Source organism: Paenibacillus sp. ISL-20 (genome assembly GCF_018613005.1).
Classification (GTDB): domain Bacteria; phylum Bacillota; class Bacilli; order Paenibacillales; family Paenibacillaceae; genus Paenibacillus_AQ.
On sequence record NZ_JAGGRD010000003.1, the window covers coordinates 56,651 to 80,041 of the forward strand.

Annotated in this window: 27 protein-coding genes; 3 read left to right on the forward strand and 24 right to left on the reverse strand. The window is 46.4% G+C overall.

The features are described 5' to 3' along the window. Positions 1 to 2 precede the first annotated feature (2 nt). The 8 genes from J7E85_RS03115 to J7E85_RS03150 form a co-directional block, all read right to left on the reverse strand. Positions 3 to 884: a carbohydrate ABC transporter permease gene (locus J7E85_RS03115; protein ID WP_215154898.1), complete on the reverse strand. Its 882-nt coding sequence runs from the start codon at positions 882 to 884 to the stop codon at positions 3 to 5. Positions 885 to 898: 14 nt separating this feature from the next. Next, a complete protein-coding gene (locus J7E85_RS03120; RefSeq protein ID WP_215154900.1) occupies positions 899 to 1,858 on the reverse strand; it encodes an ABC transporter permease in 960 nt (319 codons plus the stop codon). An 82-nt stretch (positions 1,859 to 1,940) separates the two neighbouring features. Next, entirely contained in the window at positions 1,941 to 3,572 is a 1,632-nt protein-coding gene (locus tag J7E85_RS03125; RefSeq protein WP_215154902.1) for a type 2 periplasmic-binding domain-containing protein, read from the reverse strand. 141 nt (positions 3,573 to 3,713) lie between these two features. Further along, on the reverse strand, positions 3,714 to 6,050 hold the full coding sequence (locus tag J7E85_RS03130; protein WP_215154904.1) for an AraC family transcriptional regulator: 2,337 nt from the start codon (positions 6,048 to 6,050) through the stop codon (positions 3,714 to 3,716). 202 nt (positions 6,051 to 6,252) lie between these two features. Further along, complete coding sequence (locus J7E85_RS03135) at positions 6,253 to 7,002, reverse strand: SDR family NAD(P)-dependent oxidoreductase (protein WP_215154907.1); 750 nt, start codon at positions 7,000 to 7,002, stop codon at positions 6,253 to 6,255. Positions 7,003 to 7,069: 67 nt separating this feature from the next. Next, entirely contained in the window at positions 7,070 to 7,486 is a 417-nt protein-coding gene (locus J7E85_RS03140) for a DUF2500 domain-containing protein (protein ID WP_076321219.1), read from the reverse strand. A 224-nt stretch (positions 7,487 to 7,710) separates the two neighbouring features. Next, on the reverse strand, positions 7,711 to 7,893 hold the full coding sequence (locus tag J7E85_RS03145; protein ID WP_215154909.1) for a hypothetical protein: 183 nt from the start codon (positions 7,891 to 7,893) through the stop codon (positions 7,711 to 7,713). A 197-nt stretch (positions 7,894 to 8,090) separates the two neighbouring features. Continuing rightward, the gene (locus J7E85_RS03150) at positions 8,091 to 9,380 is read right to left on the reverse strand and encodes a YCF48-related protein (RefSeq protein WP_215154911.1); all 1,290 of its coding nucleotides are present in this window, start codon (positions 9,378 to 9,380) and stop codon (positions 8,091 to 8,093) included. A 223-nt stretch (positions 9,381 to 9,603) separates the two neighbouring features. Here J7E85_RS03150 and tlp point away from each other — a divergent pair, with 223 nt between their 5' ends. Then, entirely contained in the window at positions 9,604 to 9,831 is a 228-nt protein-coding gene (gene tlp, locus J7E85_RS03155) for a small acid-soluble spore protein Tlp (RefSeq protein WP_071218157.1), read from the forward strand. Positions 9,832 to 9,942: 111 nt separating this feature from the next. Here the strand turns inward: tlp and J7E85_RS03160 are convergent, their stop codons facing one another. From J7E85_RS03160 to J7E85_RS03180, 5 genes are read right to left on the reverse strand one after another with little or no spacing between them, the layout of a single operon-like run. Further along, positions 9,943 to 10,371 (reverse strand): spore germination protein GerPE, encoded by a 429-nt coding sequence (locus tag J7E85_RS03160; RefSeq protein WP_098743334.1) that lies wholly within the window; start codon positions 10,369 to 10,371, stop codon positions 9,943 to 9,945. Next, positions 10,368 to 10,553 (reverse strand): spore gernimation protein GerPD, encoded by a 186-nt coding sequence (locus J7E85_RS03165; RefSeq protein WP_215154913.1) that lies wholly within the window; start codon positions 10,551 to 10,553, stop codon positions 10,368 to 10,370. Before J7E85_RS03165 ends, J7E85_RS03160 begins: the two co-directional genes overlap by 4 nt. Then, complete coding sequence (gene gerPC / locus J7E85_RS03170) at positions 10,531 to 11,148, reverse strand: spore germination protein GerPC (protein ID WP_215154915.1); 618 nt, start codon at positions 11,146 to 11,148, stop codon at positions 10,531 to 10,533. Before gerPC ends, J7E85_RS03165 begins: the two co-directional genes overlap by 23 nt. Before the next feature lie 49 nt (positions 11,149 to 11,197). Next, entirely contained in the window at positions 11,198 to 11,428 is a 231-nt protein-coding gene (locus J7E85_RS03175; RefSeq protein WP_215154917.1) for a spore germination protein GerPB, read from the reverse strand. Positions 11,429 to 11,446: 18 nt separating this feature from the next. Further along, on the reverse strand, positions 11,447 to 11,668 hold the full coding sequence (locus J7E85_RS03180; RefSeq protein WP_076321212.1) for a spore germination protein: 222 nt from the start codon (positions 11,666 to 11,668) through the stop codon (positions 11,447 to 11,449). A 123-nt stretch (positions 11,669 to 11,791) separates the two neighbouring features. Here J7E85_RS03180 and J7E85_RS03185 point away from each other — a divergent pair, with 123 nt between their 5' ends. Continuing rightward, positions 11,792 to 12,253 carry an Hsp20/alpha crystallin family protein gene (locus tag J7E85_RS03185; protein WP_215154919.1) on the forward strand — a complete coding sequence of 154 codons (462 nt, stop codon included), beginning with the start codon at positions 11,792 to 11,794 and terminating at the stop codon, positions 12,251 to 12,253. A 390-nt stretch (positions 12,254 to 12,643) separates the two neighbouring features. Here J7E85_RS03185 and J7E85_RS03190 read toward each other — a convergent pair whose 3' ends face one another. From J7E85_RS03190 to J7E85_RS03215, 6 genes are all read right to left on the reverse strand, one after another. After that, positions 12,644 to 13,279 (reverse strand): NAD(P)-dependent oxidoreductase, encoded by a 636-nt coding sequence (locus J7E85_RS03190; RefSeq protein WP_215154921.1) that lies wholly within the window; start codon positions 13,277 to 13,279, stop codon positions 12,644 to 12,646. 54 nt (positions 13,280 to 13,333) lie between these two features. Next, positions 13,334 to 13,768 (reverse strand): MarR family winged helix-turn-helix transcriptional regulator, encoded by a 435-nt coding sequence (locus tag J7E85_RS03195; protein WP_076321209.1) that lies wholly within the window; start codon positions 13,766 to 13,768, stop codon positions 13,334 to 13,336. 510 nt (positions 13,769 to 14,278) lie between these two features. Then, the gene (locus tag J7E85_RS03200) at positions 14,279 to 15,151 is read right to left on the reverse strand and encodes a carbohydrate ABC transporter permease (protein WP_076321208.1); all 873 of its coding nucleotides are present in this window, start codon (positions 15,149 to 15,151) and stop codon (positions 14,279 to 14,281) included. A gap of 21 nt (positions 15,152 to 15,172) precedes the next feature. Next, positions 15,173 to 16,030 (reverse strand): carbohydrate ABC transporter permease, encoded by an 858-nt coding sequence (locus J7E85_RS03205; protein ID WP_215154923.1) that lies wholly within the window; start codon positions 16,028 to 16,030, stop codon positions 15,173 to 15,175. 119 nt (positions 16,031 to 16,149) lie between these two features. Beyond that, positions 16,150 to 17,493: an ABC transporter substrate-binding protein gene (locus J7E85_RS03210; protein WP_215154925.1), complete on the reverse strand. Its 1,344-nt coding sequence runs from the start codon at positions 17,491 to 17,493 to the stop codon at positions 16,150 to 16,152. A 346-nt stretch (positions 17,494 to 17,839) separates the two neighbouring features. Next, positions 17,840 to 18,343: a GNAT family N-acetyltransferase gene (locus J7E85_RS03215; RefSeq protein WP_215154927.1), complete on the reverse strand. Its 504-nt coding sequence runs from the start codon at positions 18,341 to 18,343 to the stop codon at positions 17,840 to 17,842. A gap of 203 nt (positions 18,344 to 18,546) precedes the next feature. Here J7E85_RS03215 and xerS point away from each other — a divergent pair, with 203 nt between their 5' ends. Then, on the forward strand, positions 18,547 to 19,629 hold the full coding sequence (gene xerS, locus J7E85_RS03220; RefSeq protein WP_076321203.1) for a tyrosine recombinase XerS: 1,083 nt from the start codon (positions 18,547 to 18,549) through the stop codon (positions 19,627 to 19,629). Between the two features lie 11 nt (positions 19,630 to 19,640). On the opposite strand, the gene mobB is transcribed toward xerS, so the two are convergent. The 5 genes from mobB to J7E85_RS03245 all read right to left on the reverse strand — a co-directional run bounded on the left by mobB (position 19,641) and on the right by J7E85_RS03245 (position 23,299). Further along, on the reverse strand, positions 19,641 to 20,144 hold the full coding sequence (mobB, locus tag J7E85_RS03225; protein ID WP_215154928.1) for a molybdopterin-guanine dinucleotide biosynthesis protein B: 504 nt from the start codon (positions 20,142 to 20,144) through the stop codon (positions 19,641 to 19,643). Beyond that, positions 20,141 to 21,433: a molybdopterin molybdotransferase MoeA gene (locus J7E85_RS03230; RefSeq protein ID WP_353049455.1), complete on the reverse strand. Its 1,293-nt coding sequence runs from the start codon at positions 21,431 to 21,433 to the stop codon at positions 20,141 to 20,143. Before J7E85_RS03230 ends, mobB begins: the two co-directional genes overlap by 4 nt. A gap of 182 nt (positions 21,434 to 21,615) precedes the next feature. After that, a complete protein-coding gene (locus J7E85_RS03235; RefSeq protein ID WP_215154932.1) occupies positions 21,616 to 22,347 on the reverse strand; it encodes a DUF4247 domain-containing protein in 732 nt (243 codons plus the stop codon). 10 nt (positions 22,348 to 22,357) lie between these two features. Next, a complete protein-coding gene (locus J7E85_RS03240; protein WP_215154934.1) occupies positions 22,358 to 22,864 on the reverse strand; it encodes a DUF4178 domain-containing protein in 507 nt (168 codons plus the stop codon). 30 nt (positions 22,865 to 22,894) lie between these two features. Then, on the reverse strand, positions 22,895 to 23,299 hold the full coding sequence (locus tag J7E85_RS03245) for a DUF350 domain-containing protein (RefSeq protein WP_215154936.1): 405 nt from the start codon (positions 23,297 to 23,299) through the stop codon (positions 22,895 to 22,897). Positions 23,300 to 23,391 lie beyond the last annotated feature (92 nt).

A 23,391-nucleotide genomic window follows, 5' to 3' on the forward strand; every position in this document is an offset into this window, starting at 1 on the left:
CCTTATTCTTTTATGGCTCCGATCATGACGCCTTTCACGAAATATTTCTGCAAAAATGGATACAAAAACAAGATCGGCAGCGTAGCCACCATAATCGTTGCATACTTAATCGTTTCGCCAACGGGCATCCGGTCTCCCCCGCCTACCGAGGTCATCATGCTGCTGGTATCGTTCTGGATCAGAATCTCGCGCAGGATCAGCTGCAGCGGATACAAGTCCCGATCCCTTAAATAGATGAGGGCATCAAACCATTTATTCCAGTGCCATACCCCGTAAAAGAGCACCATCACCGCAATGACCGGCAGCGATAGCGGGATGATGATCCGGAACAGAATGGTCCAGTCGCTGGCCCCGTCGATCCGTGCGGATTCCTCAAGCGCATCCGGTACGCCTTGAAATGCCGTTCGCATAATAATCAAGTTCCATGTCGTCATGGCGCTTGGAATAATCAAAGCCCAGTACGTATCAATCAGACCCATATTTTTCACGAGCAGGTATTTCGGGATGAGCCCACCGTCGAAAAACATCGTCATTACGATCAGCATCATAATGGTGCTCTTCCACATCACATTTTTCCTGGATAAGCCATAGGCTCCGAGAGCCGTCATCAGAATGTTCAAGGTCGTGCCGACCACCACATAAAATATCGTGTTCAGGTAACTTCGGATAATATTGGGGTTCTCAAATACCATTCGATAAGAATCCAGCGAGAAGCCCTTGGGCCACAGCAGGATACCCCGGTGCTGAACGAATTCGGCCGGTGTACTGATTGAAGCAAACAATACGTAGAGAAACGGGTATAACGTGACAATCGATAGCAAGCACAAGAGAATGACATTCGCAGAATCAAACAGGACTTCACTGACAGATTTTGAAGTTCGCATGAGATGCCCCCTTTCTACCACAGCTTCGTGTCGGTAAACCGCTTGCTGAGATAATTGGCTCCAATGAGCAGCATAAAGTTAATCAGGGAATTAAACATGCCGACAGCAGCACTATAGCTGTAACTCGCTTCCAGTATCCCCTTGCGGTAGACATAAGTTCCGATAACATCCGCCGTCTCATAGATAACCGGATTGTACATGATCAGGATCTTCTCATCCTGCAGCGCCATAAAGGAACCAATCCGCAAGATGAGCAGTATGATGACCGTTGGCAAAATGCCGGGCAGCGTAATTTGAAGCATCTGCTTCCAGCGGCCGGCACCGTCCACTTTAGCCGCTTCATAAAGGGATGGATCGATATTGGAAATGGCCGCGAGGTAAATGATAGATCCCCATCCAATCCCTTGCCAGATGGCAGATGAGGTATATATGGTGCGGAACCATTCCGGCAGCCGCATGAACGAAATCGGTTTTCCGCCGAAGTAGGTGATGATGTGATTGATCAGCCCATCTACCGACAAAAAATCCACCAGCATCCCGACAACCACGACAACGGATATGAAATGGGGAATATACGTAATGGATTGGACCGTCCGCTTAAATATGCGATGCCGAACCTCGTTCAGCATTAACGCCAGCACAATGGAGGCGGGAAAAACAAATATGAGATCGTACGCACCCAGGATGATGGTATTGGAAACCACCCGCTCAAAGAAAAATCCGTTAAAAAAATCGCTGAAGTGTTGAAATCCAACCCACGGGCTGTTCCATATACCGAGCCCTGCCGAGAAGTTTTTGAACGCAATTTGCAGGCCATATAAAGGTCCGTAGTGAAACACGGCATAAAACGCCACCACCGGCAGCAGCATCAGGTAGATTGTGGAATTTCGGCGAAAGTCCTTCGCAACTCTTGTGCTGAAGCTCTCTGGCTTGCTCTGTATCGTAACGTGGTTTGTCACTTCCTTAAGCTGCACCCTGTGCCCTCCTCTGACAAAAAAATCATTCATAGTTAGAGGGAGAATCCTGAAGTCTTCTCCCTCTTCATGCACCTACAATTTAACGGCTGTTGAACCGGTCTAACGCGGCTTGCTGAATCTGAAGCGCTTCCTCAATGCCCATACCTTGAACCGTTTGGACAAATTGATCAAACTCGCTGATCGGCTCCACGCCCATAATGAATTTATTGACCATCTCTTCGTAGTACGTATTTATATCGTTCATGATCGAGGCATAACGTGTGCTTTCCTCAGCCGTTGGCGAAATAATCGGCATCAAACGGTCATTCTCCGCCTTCATCCATGTCTCAATGGCAGCTTTTTGCTGGGGAAGCGCGGAATACTGCTCGATGTAACGGCGATCCTGGACAAAAGGTCCCGAATAACTGGCCAGATTGTATTTCGACAACGCTTGAGTGATCGATAGGCCATCCGGATTTTTCATCACTTCATCTGTGTAAGTCGGGTATCCATCCTTCATATCGTAGCTGACTCCCTCGACCCCAAAATTAAACAGCATATGCCCTTCTTCACCGTATTTATAGTCAAGCCATTTCACCGTCTCCGCCGGAAACTTGTTCGCTTTTGTAATGGCCGCGCCAAATCCGTTGAATGGCGAATCCTTCTGTCCAAGGATTGGAGTGTCTCCCTTTTTCAATACAACATTCGGAGCACCTACCAGATTTACGTTCGGATTGCTTTTTAGCATGAGCTCAGAATAGCGGCCGAGACTGCTGCCCATGTAACCGGAGAAGGCACCCACTTGATTGTTGGTCACTTTGGCGTCTTTTAGCGTAGCGTCCGTTGCCGCGTAATCCTGATCAATGAGACCTTCGGCGTACCATTTGCTCATCGTCTCCAAATATGATTTGAATTCCGGTTGGATGGGACCATACTTCACCTTCCCGTCCACCTGATAAAAACCTGTCGTAATTCCCCACGCACCGACAAACGCATGATTGATTGCCGTCATATCCATATCAAGCAGGAGCGGGATTTCATCCGCCTGCCCGTTTCCATTGGGATCCTTGGTTTTGAATGCCTTTAATACTTCATACCATTCATCTATCGTTTCCGGCACGGATAACTGTAGCTGATCAAGCCAATCCTGGCGGATAATAAGGCCGTTAAAGGTCAGCAAATACTCGTCCCCGCGGATAAACGGAAATACGTAAATGTTGCCTCCGTCTGTCGTAATCAGCTTTTTGTATTCCGGATGCTCGTTCAACAATTTCGATACATTTGGAGCATGCTCTTCAATCAGCTCATTCAGGCGAATAATCGAACCGTCCGATATTGCTTTATCCGGACCTCCTGATACGTTGGCCCATCCGTACTCCACAACATCCGGCAAATTGCCTGACGAGACCATGATATTGAAGGCGTCTGCCTCCTGACCCGCCGGTGGATGCTGGAACTTCACTTTGGTGCCCGTCGTTTTCTCCAATTCCTGATATGCGGCAATTCCGTTCATATCCTGCATTGTTGCTGAAGCGTTTCCATTTAGCGATACCCAATAGGTAAGCTGCCCAGGATATCCCGTTTCACCGCCAGCAGCCACGCCTGTTCCTTCCTTACCTTTTTCGCTGGCAGGCTCCACGGCCCCCGAGCCTTTTCCGCTGCATCCGGCAATCATAGCCACAATCAGCATAAAGATCGCAAGTCTCGCAACACGTTTCCGGTTTGTTTTCAAATCACGACGCCTCCCTTTTTTCCTAATGAATGATCATCCGATAAGACTAGGCTTAGGTGATTCCAACCAGCCCTGCCCCAAATATTAATGCTGAAACGCTTACATCGTATACCGTACAGTTTCAACATGTATAAACAGGGATTAAGAATTGAGATGATCATTTCTTAAGGTCGATGATAGGGAATGCAGGGTATCCTTGTATTTTCCCGGGGTGATCCCTTCGTATTTCTTAAATACCCGGATAAAACCAACGTCACTGGTATAACCGACGGACCTGGCAATGTGCGAAATCGTATTTTTAGCATCCCGCATCATTTCCTTGGAGCGTTCGATCCGAATCTTGGCCAGGTAATCCGTGAGATTAGTGCCGCTGTTTTTCTTGAAGAAAGCCGACAGATACGGCGGTGTAATATCAAATTGTTCGGCAATGGAAGCCAGACTGATCATGGCATCGTCGTGGTGATCCGTAATGTAACTCTTGATCTTCTCAAGCAGCAGCGAAGAGGAATCGCCCCTTTGATCTTTTACGTAGAGACAAACCATCCCGAACATCCATTTCACTTCCCGATAGAGCTCCTCTACCGTACTCCCCTCCGTAATTTCCTCAAGCGATTTGCCTGACTCGCCGAATATATCCTCGTACTTCAAATTCAAAGCATTCAGCAGCTTAAACATGGTGCTGAGCAGGTTAGCGAACATGAGTCTGCCGAGCTCAGGCGAGATGGATTGTCCGTTGAAGTTATTGTGGTACAGACACTGGATGATATCCTGCGCCTTATCCGTATCCCCGCTTTTCATCGCGTTAATGAGCTGGATTTCCGTCTCAATGGGAAAATCATAATATACCCCCGTTTTCTGTTTCATTTCTTCGTACAATAAAATCGGTTTATACGCGGTAAAAATGGAATATTCCAAAGCCTTCAAGCTTTCGGTGTAGCCGCTCGCCAAGCATCCAAGACCTGTACGGATATCGCTGATCCCGATCGTTATTTCGGATTTAAAGCGCTGTTCAAGCACCTGCTTCACCTGCTCTGCCCAATCGTACAGCTGACCTGCCTTGTCATCACTCAGCGGCTCTGGCATGTTTAGAATAATCGCAACCAGGTTCTTCTCCAGCTCCACGGAATATGCAGTAAAGGGATGAATTTCTTCTGCCACCTTCCCGGTGACAAAACGGATCAGGGCCCATTCTCTCTCCCGCTCATTATGTATGAACCCGCTGGCATCCCTCAACTCGATCAAGGCAACGGCAAAACTGGAATGCGGGAACGAGATCCCCATGAAATCCAGAGCATGATCGGACATATCCGCCGTATCCACGTTTCCCTTCAATAAACGCTGTAAAAAATTGGACCGAATCACCGGGGTTTGCCTGGACAATTGCTCCTTCATCTCCGTCTGCTTACCGAAGGAATCAGCCATGGTCGATTTGATAAAATCATATTCGTTACGTACCTTCCCCTCCTTAGCCGGATGGGATTGCCGGATGAAGCGGATGATGTCGCGCAAAGGGAAATACGCGCGGTAGGTCATGAAGGCACAGGCCGCAATCCCAGCGACAAGACAGATGGCCATAACGCCAACGGCCATTCGTTTGACCATATTGACCTTTTCCATAAACACTTTTTCCGGCACAGCCGATACGTACTCCCACCCGCTCCGCGAAGATCTTGTCGATACTGTCAACACACGCGGATGATCCGCGTTTTTACCCATATTGCGAACCTCGGATTCACCAGCACTAAGAATCACTTGGCCGCTGGCATCCTTGATGTAAATGATTCCGTGGTTTGTTTTCACAATCTCATCAAGCAATCCTGCGATCTGCCTCTCCTCAATCAGCATAACAAGCGCGCCTTTGGGATTGGCCTTCTCCCCAAACGGAAGCGTTTGCATATATGTGAGCATGCGTTTCTGATTTAAGCCCTTACCCACTTCAGTAACAGGCAAATACCGGTTAAAGTGGATGCTGTGCAGAATATCTGTTTGATACTGTTGATAGGTTAATTTCTCATATCCGTAAATATCGGAAAACAAGACACTGGACGTTGTCTTTAAGGAAGGGCTGAGAACCGTATCGCTCTCCCGTAGATATACATAAAAATCGGTGATAAAACTGCTGCTGTTACGATATCGCTGCATTTCCTGCATGAAAGTGTAGTAATTGTAGTTCTCGATTCCATTTTGAGGGGATTTTGCCTTTAGCAGCCCGTCCAGTCGCGGATGCGAAGTGATGTTCCGGGAAATCAGATGCATTTCATCCAATCGGCTGTCCACCACCTGCTTCGCCTGCTCAATCAGTGCCATGTTGGAGTTGTTGGCATTTTCGATCATAATCCGCTCGATTTGCGTATACAGTCCCCAGAACACGATGACCGGGATCAGCAGTATCACAAGATAGGACATGAGCAGTGTAACGAACACGGACACTCGATTGGAACGCTCATTTTTTGTGCTGGTTGTCGTCAATTTCCCCATACCCTCATTCCTTCCCATTCTTTAGATGTGGCTTTTATCGTACTTACATTAATTACATCATACTGTTTTTATTTATCATGAACAGGTTTTCTTCAAAAGTGTTAATGCATCACGAATTTGTATCATATGGTAGACACCGGCCCCATGACCATCAAGAAAAAGAGCGCCTTCCATAGGAAGACGCTCTTCATATTCAGAAGAACTAAGGCGCATATATCATTTTGCGGGTCATGCCGCCATCCACAACCAGATGGGCCCCCGTCACGAAATCATTGTCCGGATCGGTAAAATAGAAGCAGGCTTTGGCGATATCAGCTGGGGTCCCTACCCGCCCGGCTGGGTGCTGTTTATGGTCAACTGAACGGAGCTCATCGTAATTTCCTGTTTCAATCCAGCCAGGACTTATACAATTCACCCGAATCCCATCAGGTCCCAGGCTGACGGCCATGGCATGGCTCAACGCGACAATAGCTCCTTTGGAAGCTGCATAAGCCTCCGAATTTGGCTCGGACATAATCGAACGCGTGGATGACATATTGACGATAGCCCCGCCACTTCCAGCCTTTTTCATATGTACCGCCGCTTCACGCGTAGCCAAAAAACAGCTTCGGGCATTCGTGTTGATCACATCATCCCAGTCTTCAACCGTAAGCTCATATGGCGATTTCCAACGGGAAACTCCGGCATTATTAATCAAAATATCGATGGTGCCTGCATATTGGACGGCTTGGTTCATCAGGCGGTTAATATCTTCTTCCTTCCTTACATCACAAGGGACGAAGATAGCGTTCAATCCTTGTTCCTTCAAGATGTTTGCCGCCAGGTTGCCCTGCTCTTCATGAACATCGCTTAATATCACTCGAGCTCCGCTTAGAGCGTAAGCCTCAGCCAATCCGCGGCCAATCCCATTGGCAGAGCCCGTGATCACAACCGTTTTATCCTGAAATTTCATATGCTGTCCCTCCTTCTCCTTCATATATACCACAAGAGAAGGCGCATATAAAAATCAAACTCGTCTCTTATTTGGGATGGTCATAACCTCGAACCACGCTAAGATGCGCTCTGGGATGCCTAACGAACCCATAATACCGGGTTCCCTGAAAACGCAGCAGCCCCTCGTCTCCTTCTGCGCACATGCCGAATTCCTCCCCATTCACAACAAACTCCATACGGTCTCCGCTTTCCACTTCAAATGTCAGATAATAGGTGGTACGAGTACGGCTCGACATCGTATCATCTGTCTGCTGCGTGTGTTTCACTTCCGTTCGCTTGCTCACTATCTTGGAATCGACCGATAGCAAAGGCTGTCGGTTATTCTGACTCCATTGCAAGATTCCCTTACCGGCCGACAGCAAAATGATCCCGATGACGACGATGAAAAACACGGGCATAACGCTGCCGAAAAAATCGAACATCCACACTGACCCCGATCCCATACGGCTCCCCCCTCCACCTTGTCTTGAAATATGTATATGCTTTAATTCGGACAATTTAACTCATACCTTATGGAAAGTTTGATTGAAATTTTAAAGAACTTGTCCCTTTCTGGGAGCACCAAAAAAGCTGATGTCTGCATTTTACCAGTCATCAGCTTCTTCCCGGGACTAGAACGTCCTGTTTCATTCATTCTCTTTATTGTCTTCATTGTCTTCATTTCCATTCAATCGTAAGCCAATCTCATCCATTTCATCGTTTCTTCTTGTCCTGTCATTTCATGCTCCTCCGGTGTCATTCCCTGCTCATTCCAGCAGGCCAGACACTGCTCCTCGGTGTCGCATAAACAAGCATCATCACAATGGTAGCAAAGGCGGAGGAAATTTATCGTCATTTGATCGGTATGCATGAGGATCGTCCCCTTCTAAACAATTTAGAGTATCTGATTACACCTTTATAGTAGCATACATGGAGGTTATTGTTTGTGATTAATTTCACAATATATACCGAAAAGAAGCTTTATCCGAACTGATGGTCACATTCGATAAAGCTTTTTCAATCTGCTTTTTTTATCGGCATATTCAGATCATATATTCTCGTCGAAAACTATAGACCCTGCCAGGTTGCCCCGCCGTCACTGCTCTTCATCAGACGCGATCGATTCTTGTCCGATGTTTCAATCAGCATCCAACCGACATCAGAAGATGTAAACTGCAGTTTTACCACGTTCGGATATTTGGCAAGATTATCGTTCAGCAGCTTACTCCTTGGAAATGGCTTCCAGGTCTTGCCCATATCATTCGTATGATAAACAATACCGTTCACCATTCTCCACCCATCATGAAGCCGCCGGAAAACAGGCTGAATAGACCCCTGACCGGTATCACCCGCAATGGGGAATGACACCAGATTCCATGATTTCCCCGTGTCGGCAGTAAAGTAACCCAAATAGCTCGCCTGTTCCTCCTTGACGCAGGTAATCGGTATATAAACCTCACTTCCACTACTGCCTCTGCCCAGAAACTTGGGGGCGCCGGCAAAGACCGAACCGCACTGATCCAGCAGTTTGCTCTTGAATATCTGTCCGGAGGACTTCCACCTCTGACCTCCATCACGGGTAATATACAATTTGGAGGATTGCATTTCACGAATGGTCGCAAATCCGACAAGCGAATCCGTGAAAGTTAAGCCGATAATGGACCCTGTTCGTGGAATCACGCTGCCGGGAACACGAGATGTAGGATACTCTGTATTCTGCATAACCTCTTCCCATAATCCGCCATTATTGCTGGTTCGAAATAGCGACTTCTCCTCAGAGCCCCGGGAAAGATCTCCCTTCGCCATAATCCATCCCTGCTGAGATGAAACGAAGGACATGGCCGTGACGATACCTGTCTCCGGCAGCGATGAAAGCTTCCAGGTATCTCCCCCATCCGTCGTATTGAGCAGAATCGTTTCAGCTGATCTCTGCTTGTTGCGTATAATCCAGCCATGTTTCTTATCCGTGAACACGATGTCTTTCCCATACTCCAGTTTATCAACGAACTGTACATTGGGGGATGGAGAGATATCAACCCACGTTTCACCATAATCCTGGGTCTGGTAAAGGCGCAGCTCCGTGTTCGTTATCCCCCAAGCAATCCCTGTTGACTCATTTAAGAGTTGGAAATCCGTCAACCGTGTATGTATCTGATATTTACTTTTTTCCTCGGGCGCTTTCATCGCCGTATCCGGCGTAACTAGTGTAATGGTCTGACCTTCTTCTTCAACCGATTCAGGAGGGTCTTCTACTGTAGAAGTTTGCTGTTGTTTTATCGGTTCTGAGGTACAGGCTGCTAACATCAATGCCATCATCATTAGCATACTGAGCCAGAATATAAAACGACTTGATTTCAAGAATTCTTCCTCCTCTTATTTCGATATCATGCTGCAAGTCTGCTTTTTCGACATTATAACATATTCCGTCCAACGGATATGTAAAGAAGTGACTTGCAATATTTACAATACTGTAGCTTTTTTGATAGTGTCAGCCTCGTATGCATAAGGATGTTTTTATTATGGAAAACTCTTGAGGTGTGAAATTTTAGCAAGGCAGTTGAATTTAAGGAGGTGACAACTCATGGCTAAACCCGATAATCGCGAAGACAATGTAGAACATTTGCAGCAGGCCGTCCAGAACACGATTGAGAACTACCGTGAAGCCGAAGATTATCTCGAGGAGTTCGGGGATGAGATTCCGGCAAGTGAGAAAGAACAGATTCAAGATCGTAATGCTCGTCGCGAAAAGAGTATTTCCGGCTTCCGAGAAGAGATCAAAGACGAAGCTGCCCATCAGCAAGGAGAATAATCCGTAGATCACATAGAAACAGGAGGAGCGTATGGCGCTCCTCCTGTTCTGCACATATCTCCTACCAATCCAGGGAATCGTCAGGGTAGCAAGCTTTCGAACTAACTGAGATTAGTCCTTCTTCACGAAATTCTTTTTGACGATAACTCCCTTATAATCCTTTAAATACTCGGGCGCATCCGTAATAAAATGTCTGATCGCCTTCACCCTGGATTCCAAATCCATAGTATCGTTCGGACCCACCTGTACAACCGATGCAGATGCAGTGGCTATAATATCGACGCATCCCACATGAATCTTTTTATAATCTTGTATAATATTTAGTTCTACGTCTGAGTGCGGCGGCCATGTGGGTATGGACCTAGAAAATATCGGGTAATCCTCATATTGTCCCTCATCTTCAAAAAACACCGGCACCTGCCGCTGAACCGCCAATGCACGCGTATCGGCATCGATATGTCCCGACTCACCGCATACAAATACGGAGCTATTGGAAATATTGATGATATACATGTGATCAACGTGTGAATGACGCTTCATGATGCGGCACCCGGAGATAACGGAACAAGTGGGGTGGTTTGCAGTGATTCGGAAGGCGTATCATACATGGAGGAGCAATTCATGATATGGGTATCTCCAATCAACAGTACCGATGAACTTGAGATCGCTGTAATGCGGATCGAACCAACCTGAAGCTCTTTATTGACGACTGTCATTTTCATTTGAATTCCACTTCCCTCGTTGCAAATTAAGAAGGTGCTGCTCGACTGCCGTAACGATCTCACTCTTCACTTGTTTGACGATCGATTGCTCAACATCTTGCGGGTTCATATTTTCCCTATTCGTTTGATATTGCTTCAGATAAACCGTTATACGGTCTCCGAGTTGTTTACGAATATCTTCAATAATAACCCCAGCATATTCATCACCAACTACAAGCTTGGATTCGGGAAGCATGCGCTCGATCTGCTTAGGTACGATATCTTCTAGATAACGTGATACATTCTGATATATGTTCGAGTGTAGTTCGCCGCCTGTATATCCCGTCTGAGACTGTTCTAACGGCTGACCATTCACGGTAATATCGTCCAGGGATTGCCCAGCCTTAGGCATCAATCCAATATTTAAGGTGCCTTCCAATTTTTCAATCTTCAATAAATCAAAATTATATTGCACCCGATCTATCGTTTTCTCGCTTCCCGGTTTTAATTGATCTATTTGACTGCGCATTTCCTTCAGCATCTGTTCCATTCTACTCAGCTGCTCTGACTGGGTTTGAAGAATATAGAACAATTGCTGTATATAATAATCATACATGGAACCGCCTCCCCTGCTCCTTATACAATCTATGCACAGGTGATTCACCTCATTCTTGCCTGTACAGTCCTTCAGTTGGCGCAGGTAATGGGACCAAGGGGTTATTGCTATTATTCTGAGGCTCGAATTCCGGTGCAGGGCCTGTAAACCCACCTGTGTTATATATATTGGATAATGCCCGGATCTCTCCGGCGGTTCCAATCTGCAGCACCGAAGAATTAGTCACCGCTCCCACCCGAAGCTGCTGTATATTAATACATTGATGTACTGTTAGATTCACAGTGGATCACAACCTTAATTAAGCATTAGGTGAATCGATCAAGTCCGGATCGAATGTATTCGTGCTGCTGGCCTGGTTGTTTGTAATATTCGTACCAATACTATCGCCAGTGGTGAACGAGTTGGCGCCGGAATAAGCTTTTGAGGTACTGTTTAAATCAATGACGCCTGTATTTCCAACCAAGACCGTAGAACTGGGGCCCACGTTTACAATCTTCATATTGCCGATAATCGAAACCACAATTCCACCTCTTCATTCCAAAATCATACGCTTGGATTTATTCTATGTGGTTGAAAGCCCAGATGTCACTATAACATTCTTTCGCCCATATAATGAATTTACAGAACGAGGGAGGGATATAGAGTGAACTCAAGATCCAAACGGCCTGACTGGTTGTCAAAGGACTCTTTTTTCAACAATAATTCGTTTCCATTCAAAGATCTTAATGATCTCAATGAGGATTTCCAGCTGGATCCAAGCGTAATTGAAGATTATGTAAAGGATACGATCAGACAAGCAACCGCCGGAAATGAAATGCTGCCTAACCCTAATACACTTCGATATGAAACTTTTGATACCCATAACTTTCTGGTTGTAAAATGTTATGTACCCAAACGTGTCCATCCGGAAAACTTATGGATTAAGTTAAATCGGACACAAATTAAAATCCAAGGTTTGCCAAAAGATCAAAGCCAGACCATCGTCTTACCCGTCCCCATTCTTCCTGCACAAAGCATTGCGACCTATAAACAGTCTACACTTCAAATTAAGATGCCAAAAATGTCTACTGGCCGATTTCGTGATATCAATATTCGTTTCTTATGAACTCCTATATCTTGCGACGTTTGTCACAATCCAAAAACGGTTTATACTGTCAATTCACTCCGGATCAGCCTGCGTACAACGGATGTTGTATGCAGGTCACTGGATAATGCAACCATGCGCATAACTTATACATTTTAACGGAATGAAGAACATTTTCCAGTATATGACTGATCCTCTCCCCACCATTTTCACTTTTGTGTAGGGACTATACAGGAGGTTGGGGTGCATTAGATCGAAGTTAGCTAGATAAATTGAAGTTTTCTGTTATTGTGAATTTTTCATATGATGTATTATTCACTTGATAAGGCCGATTTCCTGCATGTAAACAAGCTGATTTCATCATGAAATCAGCTTGTTCAAGGATCTATATGATGGTCGTTGCAATGCTAATTAAGCCTCGGATACTACCGTATAACGCTCATTAATATGCTTCGGCTGTTCAAGTTCATCCATTACCGCAATCGCATAATCCGCGTAGCTGACATAGCTTTGACCGCTCGAATTAACAATGACATGGTCCTTGCCTTCCTGATAGCTGCCAGTGCGTTGACCTTTCGGATTAAAGAAGGCTGCCGGACTAAGAAATGTCCATTTGACATCAGAAGTTTGCTCCAGGTCTTTCAAATTCTCACCGGCGTGGAATGCCGTCGGATAATATTCCTTAGGAAAATCAGGAGTTTCCAAGAGTCGCAAGGTTTTGGCTTCATCAACAAACAAGCTTCCGGCACCACCCATCACAAACAGTCTGGTATTCGTGCCTTTCAGAGCTTCTATCAATACTCGGCCTACTTCCACATATTGAGTTTCCTGCCCGGGCGCCGCCGCAAAGGCATTCACGACAACATCGAAGCCTTGAAGATCGGCATTAGTCAAATCCAGCACGTTCTTCTCCAAAATGTTAACACTGGAATCGGAGACCTTGGATGCATTACGTACAATTGCCGTTACTTCATGACCGCGTGCTTGTGCTTCCTTGAGAATCAGACTTCCCGCTTTCCCTGTTGCACCGATAATACCAATCTTCATGATGAATCTCTCCTTTATCAAATGTATATACAAATGAGGGGTGAAAAAGAGGCTTTATATTCCCTTTTTCAATATTTCACTGGATTCATGGAGAAGTTTAGTTAATTGTTCGCTATGTTCCTTCCCCAAGAGGGAAACATACTGTCCATACAGCTGTTCAAAATATTGGTTCAGCTCCTGATATAACAACTTCCCTTCATCCGTTAAAAAAATATGCGTTTCTTTCCATTCGGATTGGCGCAGTACCAACTGCTTCTCCTCCAGCTTATCAATGAACCGGGTGCTTGTGGATGGAGCAATCGATAACTTATCGCTTAGCTCTTTCTGCGTGATGCCGGGATATTGATGGATTACCACCAGAACATAGGAATATGTTGGCGATAAACCAGCTTTGGCAAAGGCTTCCTCCGCCATCTTGGTCATCGAACGAGCAAACCGATTCGATGTAAAAAACAAGCATGAGCTTAGTATGGAATCATCGATGTTCATAACCAGTCACCTCTCATTTGTATATACAAATTAACACGAAGCTAATATTTTGTCAATAACTTTCTTTTGGTTAGTATGATGATTGATTTTATCCTTTTCGTCGTAACTAGGTACGGGTGCAACCAAAAACAGCTTGCTTGAGAGGTAGGGAGCGTGTTTCTTCATTGTTGTGAATTTTTCATATATTGAAATGCTCACCTGATTTTTTATGATTTAAAAAAACGATTGACCTTGACATTAATGTCAAGGTCTACACTATATTCGAAACCAACACTCAAGGAGGAAGTAGGATGGAACAGTCCAAACAAAATCAAGGCCAAATGATCGAACCCAAAGTTCGTGAAACTCAGCAAAACACCAATAAGGAGCATGTGACCCACTGCTTAAAATGCTGATTTGACTCTGCTTCAGATTAAAACACTAAACGGAATATAACAACGAATAGGCAAGTCAAACAGGTGACGAAGGCGTCCCCTCTTGACTTGCCTACTCGTTGAATTCGCTGTCTCCTTAACCCTTGACGGCTCCTTCGGTCAAACCTTTCTGAATATACTTTGAGATAAACAGGTACACAATCAGTACCGGAATAACGGTCAACGATACTGCCGTAGCCATCAGGCCAAAGTCTGTTCCGTATTGGGAACTGATCTCATTAAGCAATGCAACGATCGGACGGACATTCTCTTTGTTTACAAAGATCAACGCTGAGAACAAGTCATTGTACGACCACATAAATACAAAGATACTTGTCGATGCAAATACAGGCTGCGAGATCGGAACGAATATCTTAACAAACATCTGCCATCGGTTGCATCCGTCCATAAAGGAAGCTTCTTCAAGCTCTTTCGGTATCGTTGCCATATAACCGGCAATAACCAAGGTCGCAAACGTCAGATTGCCTGCCGTTTGCGGGAAGATCAGGCCCCAGTATGTATTGACCAGGCTGGTTTTGATAAGAAGCTCATATACCGGAACTACGGTCGCAAACGCCGGGATCAAAAGTGTCGCATATAGAATGGAATAAATCGTGCGCTTGCCTTTAAAGTTGAATCTGGACAGCACATAAGCGGCTAGTCCTCCGAGCAGTAACACCAACAATACGGTACTGAAGGACATCACCAAGCTATTGATATAACTTCTTCCGATATTGATACGGTCAAATGCGTTCTGATAGTTAACAAACACCGGTTCCCATGCGATGCCAAAGGAATTATTCATCACATCGCGAGAAACCTTGAACGAGTTATTCACGATCCAGAATAACGGATAGATGGTTGTTAAGGACCACGCTGTCAAAATCACGTACATCAACGTGGTGCCTAAACTAAACCGACTTTTCCTAACGCGCTGAGTTTTGTGTTCAACGACGATGGTTGGCTCCATAACAGTACACCCCTATAATGCTTAGTATGTAATCTCGTCTCTTTTCATCAAACGGTTGGCAATCAACGCAAGCAGTACGCCAAAGATCACCATGTATATAGCAACCGCCGATCCGTAACCAAAGTTCTGATCCACCAGGGCCTTTTTGTACATATACGTTCCCAGTACTTCCGTTCCATTCTGGCCGCTTGTAATGACCCAAATGAACTCGAACACCTTCAACGTTCCCGTAATGGCAAGGGTGATAACAACCTTAATGTCACTCATGATGAGCGGAATTGTAAGCATTGTTGTTTTCTTGAACCCGGTGATTCCTTCCAATTTTGCAGCCTCATAATAATCCGCTGGTATTTTGGACATGGCAGTCAAGAACAGGACGAAATAAAAGCCCACATAATGCCATACCGTTGGAATCGATACTGCCTTAAGCGCATTCTTCGCATCCAGCCACAAAATCTTCTCAATGTTGAAATTCGCCAGCAAATTGTTCAGCAAACCGAAGTTGTAATTGTAGAACAATACAAATAATAAGGAAATGGCAGTACCGGATATGACAACCGGGAAGAAAAAGACCGTTCGATAAAACCCTTTGAGCTTGGAAATGTTATCTACCAGGACGGCCAACACAAGTGCGATCCCAACCTGAAACACGATAACATAGAGCATGATTTCCAACGTGTGCAACGTTGCAGCGCCGAGCAGTTTATCCGTAACGAGTCTCTCATAGTTAGCCCATCCCACAAACTTTTTGTCGAAAAAGCCGCTTGTGCGATAAAAGCTAAGATACAAACTCTTGAAGAACGGATAATATAGAAAGATTGTCATGATGGCTGCTGCGGGTAATAAAAACATCACAATGTACTTGCGATCACCCTTCATATTAATCACCCTTGATGTTTATTTTTCTTCATATGTCCTTGCCGAAATGACTACGCCGCCCAAATGAAAGCAGAGGGGCGGCGTAACGTCACTTTTAATTCTACCGTTTCTGATGAAAACTATTTTTTGTTGGCATCCTCGGTTTTCTTCGCTTCTTCGATCGCTTGAGTAGGAGTCTTCTTACCTTCCACTACAGGCTGCACGTTAGCACGAAGATTACCGAACGTTTCTTGCGAAACTTTACTGTCAACTGGTGCAACGATGGTAGCTGCTTTAGCTGCCATAGCGAATCCGTCAAGAGCTACTTGCGGCAATCCAGTCACTTCAACGTCAGCAGCTGGTGTACCACCGTTAGCTGAAGCGATTTTTTGAATAGATGCCGGGGAAGTCAGGTGTTTCAGCAAAGCGATTGCCGCTTCTTTTTTGGCTGCATCATCATAAGTGGCTTTGGAGAGGTAGAAACCGGAACCGAAACCGCCTACGATATCATTACCGCTACCAGCGCCACCAGGAACCGTAGGGAATGGCAGAACTGTAGAGTTGTCACGAGTATCATCGCTCCAACCGCCAACTGCCCAAGATCCTTCGATGGTCATAGCAGCCAGGCCTTCACTATAGTAGTTGCCGGACATGCTCAGGTCGATCGTTGCTGCATCTTTAGGGAATGCGCCCAGGTCATACAATTCTTTCATAGCCGTATACGCTTTTTCCCAGTTTGGATCGATGCCATCAAGTAGACCTTTGCTTTGGCTTTCAGGACCGGCTGCAGACAAAATCGTATGCTCGATCAGGTAGTGCGATTGGTCAAATGGTACGGACAAAGGAATAATGCCTTTGGCAGATAACGTTTTCACAGCTGTGGTTAATTTCGCCCAGTCTGTTGGAAGCTCCAGACCATTTTCTTCGAAGATTTTTTTGTTAACGAACAAGCCTTCATAGAAACCGGTCAATGGTGCAGCGTAAATGTTACCGTCTTTTTGCTTGGCAAGCTCAAGCGCGTCAGGAATGAAGCCGTTCTTCCATTCGGCGTCAGCGTCGAGAACTTCGTTCAACGGCACAACTTTACCGGCATTGACGAATCCTTCTGCGTCAGCCCCGATGAAGTAGAACAACAAGTCAGGCTCGTTGCCGCTGTTCATGTCGGTGTTAACTTTTGTTCTGAAACCGTCATCATTTGCTGACATGGTGTCGTTGTCTATCTTCACGTTCGGATGCTCCTTCGTGAATTCATCCAACGCTGCCTGGAAGGCTTCGCGAGCTGCGTCAGTTCCTCCGAAAGTCGAGAACACGCGGAGCGAAACCGGAGCGGCTTCTTCCTTCTTCTCTTCTGCCGGCGGCGTTTCCTTCTTCGGAGTATCTCCTTCAGCAGCAGGAGTGTTGGTGCCACTGCTGTTACCGCATGCTGCAAGGAACATGGAGAGCAACAACATGACACTCATGAGTAACATGGAAGTCCTTTTCATTTCTAATCCCCCTAAGTATTTTTTCAGAACTTTATGTAATACTTGCTGTCTACCAGAATTTTATTCCAAGCCCTACTGGTTTCAAAGGGGGACATTCATCTTTTGCAGGGGGAAATTTTTCCATGTTAACTTTTTTCGTTTCATGCCTCCCTTTTTAAACCAGGAAAATGTGCTAGGTATAGAGGAAGTCAGATGAAAATAATGCAGCGGCTAGATCAGGATATGGATGGGCATTTCTCTATTATGAATTTTTCATATGTTGAAATAACATCATCATTTGCAGGCATGGTTTGCAATCTTTTAAGCAGCAAAAAAGAGCCTGTCGAGATCTCTCGACAGGCTAATACTAGGAATTAAAATATTGCGAAGGATTGTGACGAACCGGATCAATATATTCCTCATATCGACCGCCCGTATAAGATTCAATGACTTTTCGCCAAAAAGCTTGCGCCGGCATATTGCTGCTCACTTGCGTCACCTTCCAGCGGCCCTGAAACTGATCGAACAGCCAGGTCGCCGCCCAAGTCCCCAATCCCGTACGCCGATATTTTTGCATAACAAAAAATTCCGTCATGTAATAGTCCGCTTCTGCGGCGTCATCCATCCGTTCGATCAAGGCAAACCCGGCTGGCCGTTGATCAAACGTAATCAGATAAGGGTATTTTCGTTCTCGTTTTTTCCAGAATTCTTCCAGATCCGGATAGGGTAAAAACAGCCCTTGATCATTTACTGAAATATCCAGATACTTGGTAAAATCATATAGGTACAATTGCATCAAGTTTACGATAACGGCTTGTTTCCGCTTGGGAACCAGCTCAATTCCCATGCGTTCCGCTCGTTCTGAAATCATGCTGCCGCCTCCCTGGGCATATCATCTATCATTTAACGCTTCATATCTTCATCATAGTATCCGCTCATAGTGAAACACAAGCGTAATATCGGATCAGTGAGCACCGTGATCTGACACCTGCAAGCACGATAGACTTTCCATATGTTACACTAGTAATTAATGACACAGGTCATCGCTATAAAGACAATTATTCGAGGTGGAACATGAATATACAAAAAGATATCGACCGTGCAAGACTCGATGAGAAATCGCCGGACATGCCTTGGTTCGTACAGCAATTTATCGACTACAAGCTCCCGGATCTCTCCCCCTCCACCCTGCTCGAATATGTAAGGGATTATGAAACGTTTTTTAACTGGCTCCGGTCGGAGGGGCTGTCCCAAGCAACCTCTAACCGGGAGGTGACGCTGCTCGAGCTGGAGACGCTGCGCATGGACAGCATCACCAGTTATCGATTATATCTGACTACGCGCCGGGAAGGGACCAACTCCAGAATCACGGTTTCCCGCAAGCTCTCATCGCTGCGCTCCCTGTTTCATTATTTAAGCCAGATTGCAGAGGACGAGGACTTTTACCCGCTTCTCAAGCGTAACATCATGGCTAAAGTGGAAATTAAGCGAATTCATAAACCCAAAGATACGGCTGCCAAGTTAAAAGGTAAAATACTGGAAGAAGAAGAGCTTCAGGACTTCATTACTTACATTCACGAAGGTTATGGGCTGGATGTGGAGCAGAACAAACAGGCGCTCTATGCGCATGAGCAAAATAAAGTCAGAGATGCCTGTATCGCCAGCCTCATATTAAATTCCGGCCTTCGTGTATCCGAAGTGGTCAATTTGAATCTGGCAGACATCGACCTGAACAATAAAATGCTCCATGTCTATCGTAAAGGTAATAACGACGAAACCTTTAAAACCCCGGTCTACTTCCGTGCGCAAGCCAAAGACGATCTTGAATATTATCTGCAGCTTCGGCAGGCCCGTTACAAGGTACCGAAAAAAGAAAAGGCTCTGTTCGTTGCACTGCGTAACGGCCAGAATGAAGGGCAACGCATGACCAAGCGGGCAATTCAGGCGATGATCATCAAATACGCCAAGCGTTTTGGCAAACCAGCCCTCACCGTGCATAAGCTGCGGCATTCGTTTGCAACCGATTATTATCTGCAAAATGATATTTACAAAACCAAAGAACAACTGGGTCACGCATCCACCGAGACAACCGAAGTGTACGCCCACTTAACGGACAAAACGATGTCCGAGGCGATTGAACGCCGCTCCGATGATTAACCACAACTTCTTTATAATGACAGCAGCAGCGACGTAATTCGCGCTGTGTCATTCCAAGTAAATAGGGGAACCGATAACCGCTGCTGTATCTCATGCAGGGCTGACGGTTCCTTTAGCATTCCAGGACGCACCACAATACCCCTGATCTCCTCAACTTGATCCACTAGCCCAATGTCCTCCGGTCCCCGCAGCAGTACGAGCTTCGGATAAGGCTGCATCTTATAGCCTTCAACAAGCACCAGCTCAAAATCGCTGTACAAATGGATCAACGACGCAAGTTCCAGCTCCGTTTCCATCAGCATCGCCGTACGCCCTGGCGAAGCGATGGCAATCCCCTCGGCTCCCGCCTCACGGAATTTGTACGTATCTGTCCCTTCGTGGTCCATTTCGAATCCGTGCCCGTCATGCTTGATGATGGCTGTCCGAATGCCATGCCGTTTCAACAGTGGAATCAAGGAGGCTATCAACGTGGTTTTACCGCTGTTCTTATAACCGCATACCTGGAAAACCTTCATGTCCAGGCTCCTGGCAGAACGAGAACTTGTACGGTTTGGCCTTTAACTGCACCTCGAAGCTCTGGCGGGATCACAATTAAACAGTCACTGTCTTTGATCGTGATCATAACACTCGATTCATCAAGGGATGCAGGTGTCGCTATAAGCTTTCCATTTGACACCTCAAGGCTTCCCCGGACGAAACGGGTAAAGTTATTCACTTTCGAGTAATCCGAACCCAATTCTGCCGTCCATTCGGTTAAAAACAACTGCTCCATGCCAAGCATCTTTCGGATCGCAGGTCTGACAAACAACAGAAAGCCCACATAACATGCCCCCGGATTACCCGATAGCGCGAATAGCAGTTTACCATCCTTCACTGCAGCGGTTGTAACACTTCCGGGACGCATCGTGACTTTATTAAACAGCATGTCCAGACCGCCGGATGTCACCAGCTCGCCCATAATATCGTAGTCGCCTACTGAAACGCCGCCTGTCGTAACCACGATATCATACACCTGCAGCGCTTCCTCCACCTTCTGGCGGGCAAGCTCGATATCATCCGGGATCGCCTCCATAATCACTGGCACACCACCGGCTTCCCGAATTTGCGATGCAAGCATATAGGTATTGCTGTTTCGGATTTTACCGGGCTCAAGCGGCTCGGTGATGTCCAGTAGTTCGGTGCCCGTCGAGAAGATTCCTACCACCGGCTGACGGTATACTTCAACCTGATGTATGCCGAAGGTAGCCAGAACTGAAATTTCTCCAGGCCCGATGAGAGTTCCACGGCGTAGGATCAAATCACCTTCCTGAAGCTCGAATCCGAGGGGAGTGATATTCTTTCCCTTCTCGATGGACCGCTTGAAGCCTGCATGGGTTAGGCCATCATCTTCCACTCGAAGCTCCGTCGCTTCAAGCATAATGACAGCGTCTGCCCCTTCAGGGACTTGAGCGCCTGTCATGATGCGGGAAGCCTTACCTTGCTCGATCGGGATTGCAGATACATATCCGCACGGGATCTGGTCGACAACCTCAAGCCACACCTTTTCCCCTAGATCGCATGCCACCAAATCCGCTGAGCGAACAGCATAACCGTCCATGCCCGAACGTGCAAAAGCCGGAAACGGGTGGGGGGCGATGACATCGGAAGCAAGCACACGTCCATCACTGTCCTGCAGCCGAATGATTTCCTCCTGACCAAGCCCTGCATATGAAGCGGCGAGCGCTTGTGCGTCCGCTACCTGTAAAGCGCGCCGATCAAATTTATGATTTTGTTTCTTAGGCGATATCGAATGAATATCCTTCACAACGCATTCCTCACTTTCTGACTCAAAGAAACCTGACATTCTTACTGTACTACATTCTGAGCCGAGCGTCAGGTCTCATCTTTGCGCTTTGGCTCTAGAGAATGAAGACACCAACCGTGTGTATTGGTGCCCAGACAAAAAAAGCGCATGGTCACCCGACCATACGCTTATAAACTTCTTGCTTACCTTCGTCCCCTTCTGAAGATCTTGCCAGATCCCATTCGGGTCTTCGGCTTCTTGTACGATTTCTTCGGCGAATCGAACAAACCCCCGCCGCTTTCGCCTCGCTTAATCGTGCCGCGGTCTCCGCTAGTATCCGGATTTCTTCGGAACAGGCTTCCACCGGTACCGGCAGAATCTTGACCGCGCCGAGTAATCTTCCCGCTCCGGTCCACCGTCAACGGCGGAGCGATCTTCTTATCCTGGCTTGTCGGCTTCTTATAGTTACCTTGTGCCGGTTTATACACATCTTTACTTGTATACCCCCGGTAACCTCCGCCGCCCATCGAATCAAATAAATTCCCGATCAGAACTGCCGTTAAGTAACCTTGCAGAAAACTTGAATCATAATTGCGCTGAACATACTCCCTGGAATTGATCTCAATCAGCGTATCGGTTGGCTTCTGGGGGTCCTGCTGCAAATGGTAATACTCATCCCCATACACCAGAAACATCCGCTCGGTATCCTCAGGGGACGATTGATCCGGCGTATTTGCCGCCGTGAGCTCGTCTGCAACATCGGGAACACTTTTATCAGCTGCCCGGTATACATAGGACGTTGCATTTCCGTCCCGATTGACGGATTCCAGCGGATAGGTATCCTTGATATTCGGCGCTCCGCATCCACTCAATAAAGATACGAACAAACTCAGCACCAATATGATTTTTATAGATATAAAAGAGCGTTCCTTCATGCCACCACTCCTAAGTCGCCCGGATAACTCGAACGTCCCCCGGTATCACTTTCTCGCCTTCATACAACATAAACCGCCCGTTCTGCCATTCAATTCGCAGCAGCTTGTAATCATCCGATTGGTATTGCCATACATACTGCTCCCCACCTTGCGTAAATGCGGTACGACCGGTGATCGATACATGTCCCCCGTATTCCTCTTCCAAATGAAATACATGATCGTCCAAATCGATGATGGACGGTACCTCATCCGGAGAATCCAGCCGTCCATCGATCGGAGCGTATAACGCATACTGAACCGTCTCGCGTTCCTCGATATGCAGATAAGCAATGGTGCTGCCATCCTGCAGCGTCAAGACGACCGCATTACGACCGCGATTGTGCACACGACCCGTGACTTCATAAGTGACCAGAGACACTTCGCAAATATCGCCGGGAGCCAGCTGCAGCATGCTTTTCTCTACCTTGGGCGGCTCCGGCTTACTAAATAAATTGCTGATTCTTTTCCACATACTCATCTTTCCTGTCCCCTATCTCCATTATGCGTTCTATAGGCAAGCGGTAATAATTAACGCTCCAACCACATGCAGCGAACCTGCAAACAAACCGTATCCCGTCTTACCCTCGCGGGTTCCTTTGTCAAGGTTCAGCTTGCCGAAGTTACGCAGTATGAGCTCTGTCAACGATTCGAGAACCAGTAATATGATAAACGAAATGATTGATACCACTATCGCCTCAAGTAGATGATATGACGTACCAATCGACACGGATAAAATATACCCTTGTGCGAACAGTTTCAATATCAGTCTTGTGGTTACCGCCATGTTACCCGCTTTCACTTCTTCAAGATCGTTATATTTCGTGAACAGGGAATCCACAAACATCAAAACAAACAACAGCAGCCCTCCGACAGCTGTCCATAGCAATACACGCAAGATCATATCAAAATCCATCTCTAAGCCTCCACATTCAACATACAAAAAACTCCCTTAAGCCCGGGCTGCCTCAATTGAAGACAGACGTCTAATAAAAGGCTCTTCCCTTA

Bases quoted from the DNA above. Each gene is read 5' to 3' on its own strand.
- J7E85_RS03115 (WP_215154898.1), bottom strand. From the start codon at position 884: ATGCGAACTTCAAAATCTGTCAGTGAAGTCCTGTTTGATTCTGCGAAT.
- J7E85_RS03130 (WP_215154904.1), bottom strand. From the start codon at position 6,050: ATGGGGAAATTGACGACAACCAGCACAAAAAATGAGCGTTCCAATCGA.
- J7E85_RS03135 (WP_215154907.1), bottom strand. From the start codon at position 7,002: ATGAAATTTCAGGATAAAACGGTTGTGATCACGGGCTCTGCCAATGGG.
- J7E85_RS03140 (WP_076321219.1), bottom strand. From the start codon at position 7,486: ATGGGATCGGGGTCAGTGTGGATGTTCGATTTTTTCGGCAGCGTTATG.
- J7E85_RS03145 (WP_215154909.1), bottom strand. From the start codon at position 7,893: ATGCATACCGATCAAATGACGATAAATTTCCTCCGCCTTTGCTACCAT.
- tlp (WP_071218157.1), top strand. From the start codon at position 9,604: ATGGCTAAACCCGATAATCGCGAAGACAATGTAGAACATTTGCAGCAG.
- J7E85_RS03160 (WP_098743334.1), bottom strand. From the start codon at position 10,371: ATGAAGCGTCATTCACACGTTGATCACATGTATATCATCAATATTTCC.
- J7E85_RS03165 (WP_215154913.1), bottom strand. From the start codon at position 10,553: ATGAAAATGACAGTCGTCAATAAAGAGCTTCAGGTTGGTTCGATCCGC.
- gerPC (WP_215154915.1), bottom strand. From the start codon at position 11,148: ATGTATGATTATTATATACAGCAATTGTTCTATATTCTTCAAACCCAG.
- J7E85_RS03190 (WP_215154921.1), bottom strand. From the start codon at position 13,279: ATGAAGATTGGTATTATCGGTGCAACAGGGAAAGCGGGAAGTCTGATT.
- J7E85_RS03195 (WP_076321209.1), bottom strand. From the start codon at position 13,768: ATGAACATCGATGATTCCATACTAAGCTCATGCTTGTTTTTTACATCG.
- J7E85_RS03200 (WP_076321208.1), bottom strand. From the start codon at position 15,151: ATGGAGCCAACCATCGTCGTTGAACACAAAACTCAGCGCGTTAGGAAA.
- J7E85_RS03205 (WP_215154923.1), bottom strand. From the start codon at position 16,030: ATGAAGGGTGATCGCAAGTACATTGTGATGTTTTTATTACCCGCAGCA.
- J7E85_RS03210 (WP_215154925.1), bottom strand. From the start codon at position 17,493: ATGAAAAGGACTTCCATGTTACTCATGAGTGTCATGTTGTTGCTCTCC.
- J7E85_RS03215 (WP_215154927.1), bottom strand. From the start codon at position 18,343: ATGATTTCAGAACGAGCGGAACGCATGGGAATTGAGCTGGTTCCCAAG.
- xerS (WP_076321203.1), top strand. From the start codon at position 18,547: ATGAATATACAAAAAGATATCGACCGTGCAAGACTCGATGAGAAATCG.
- mobB (WP_215154928.1), bottom strand. From the start codon at position 20,144: ATGAAGGTTTTCCAGGTATGCGGTTATAAGAACAGCGGTAAAACCACG.
- J7E85_RS03235 (WP_215154932.1), bottom strand. From the start codon at position 22,347: ATGAAGGAACGCTCTTTTATATCTATAAAAATCATATTGGTGCTGAGT.
- J7E85_RS03240 (WP_215154934.1), bottom strand. From the start codon at position 22,864: ATGAGTATGTGGAAAAGAATCAGCAATTTATTTAGTAAGCCGGAGCCG.
- J7E85_RS03245 (WP_215154936.1), bottom strand. From the start codon at position 23,299: ATGGATTTTGATATGATCTTGCGTGTATTGCTATGGACAGCTGTCGGA.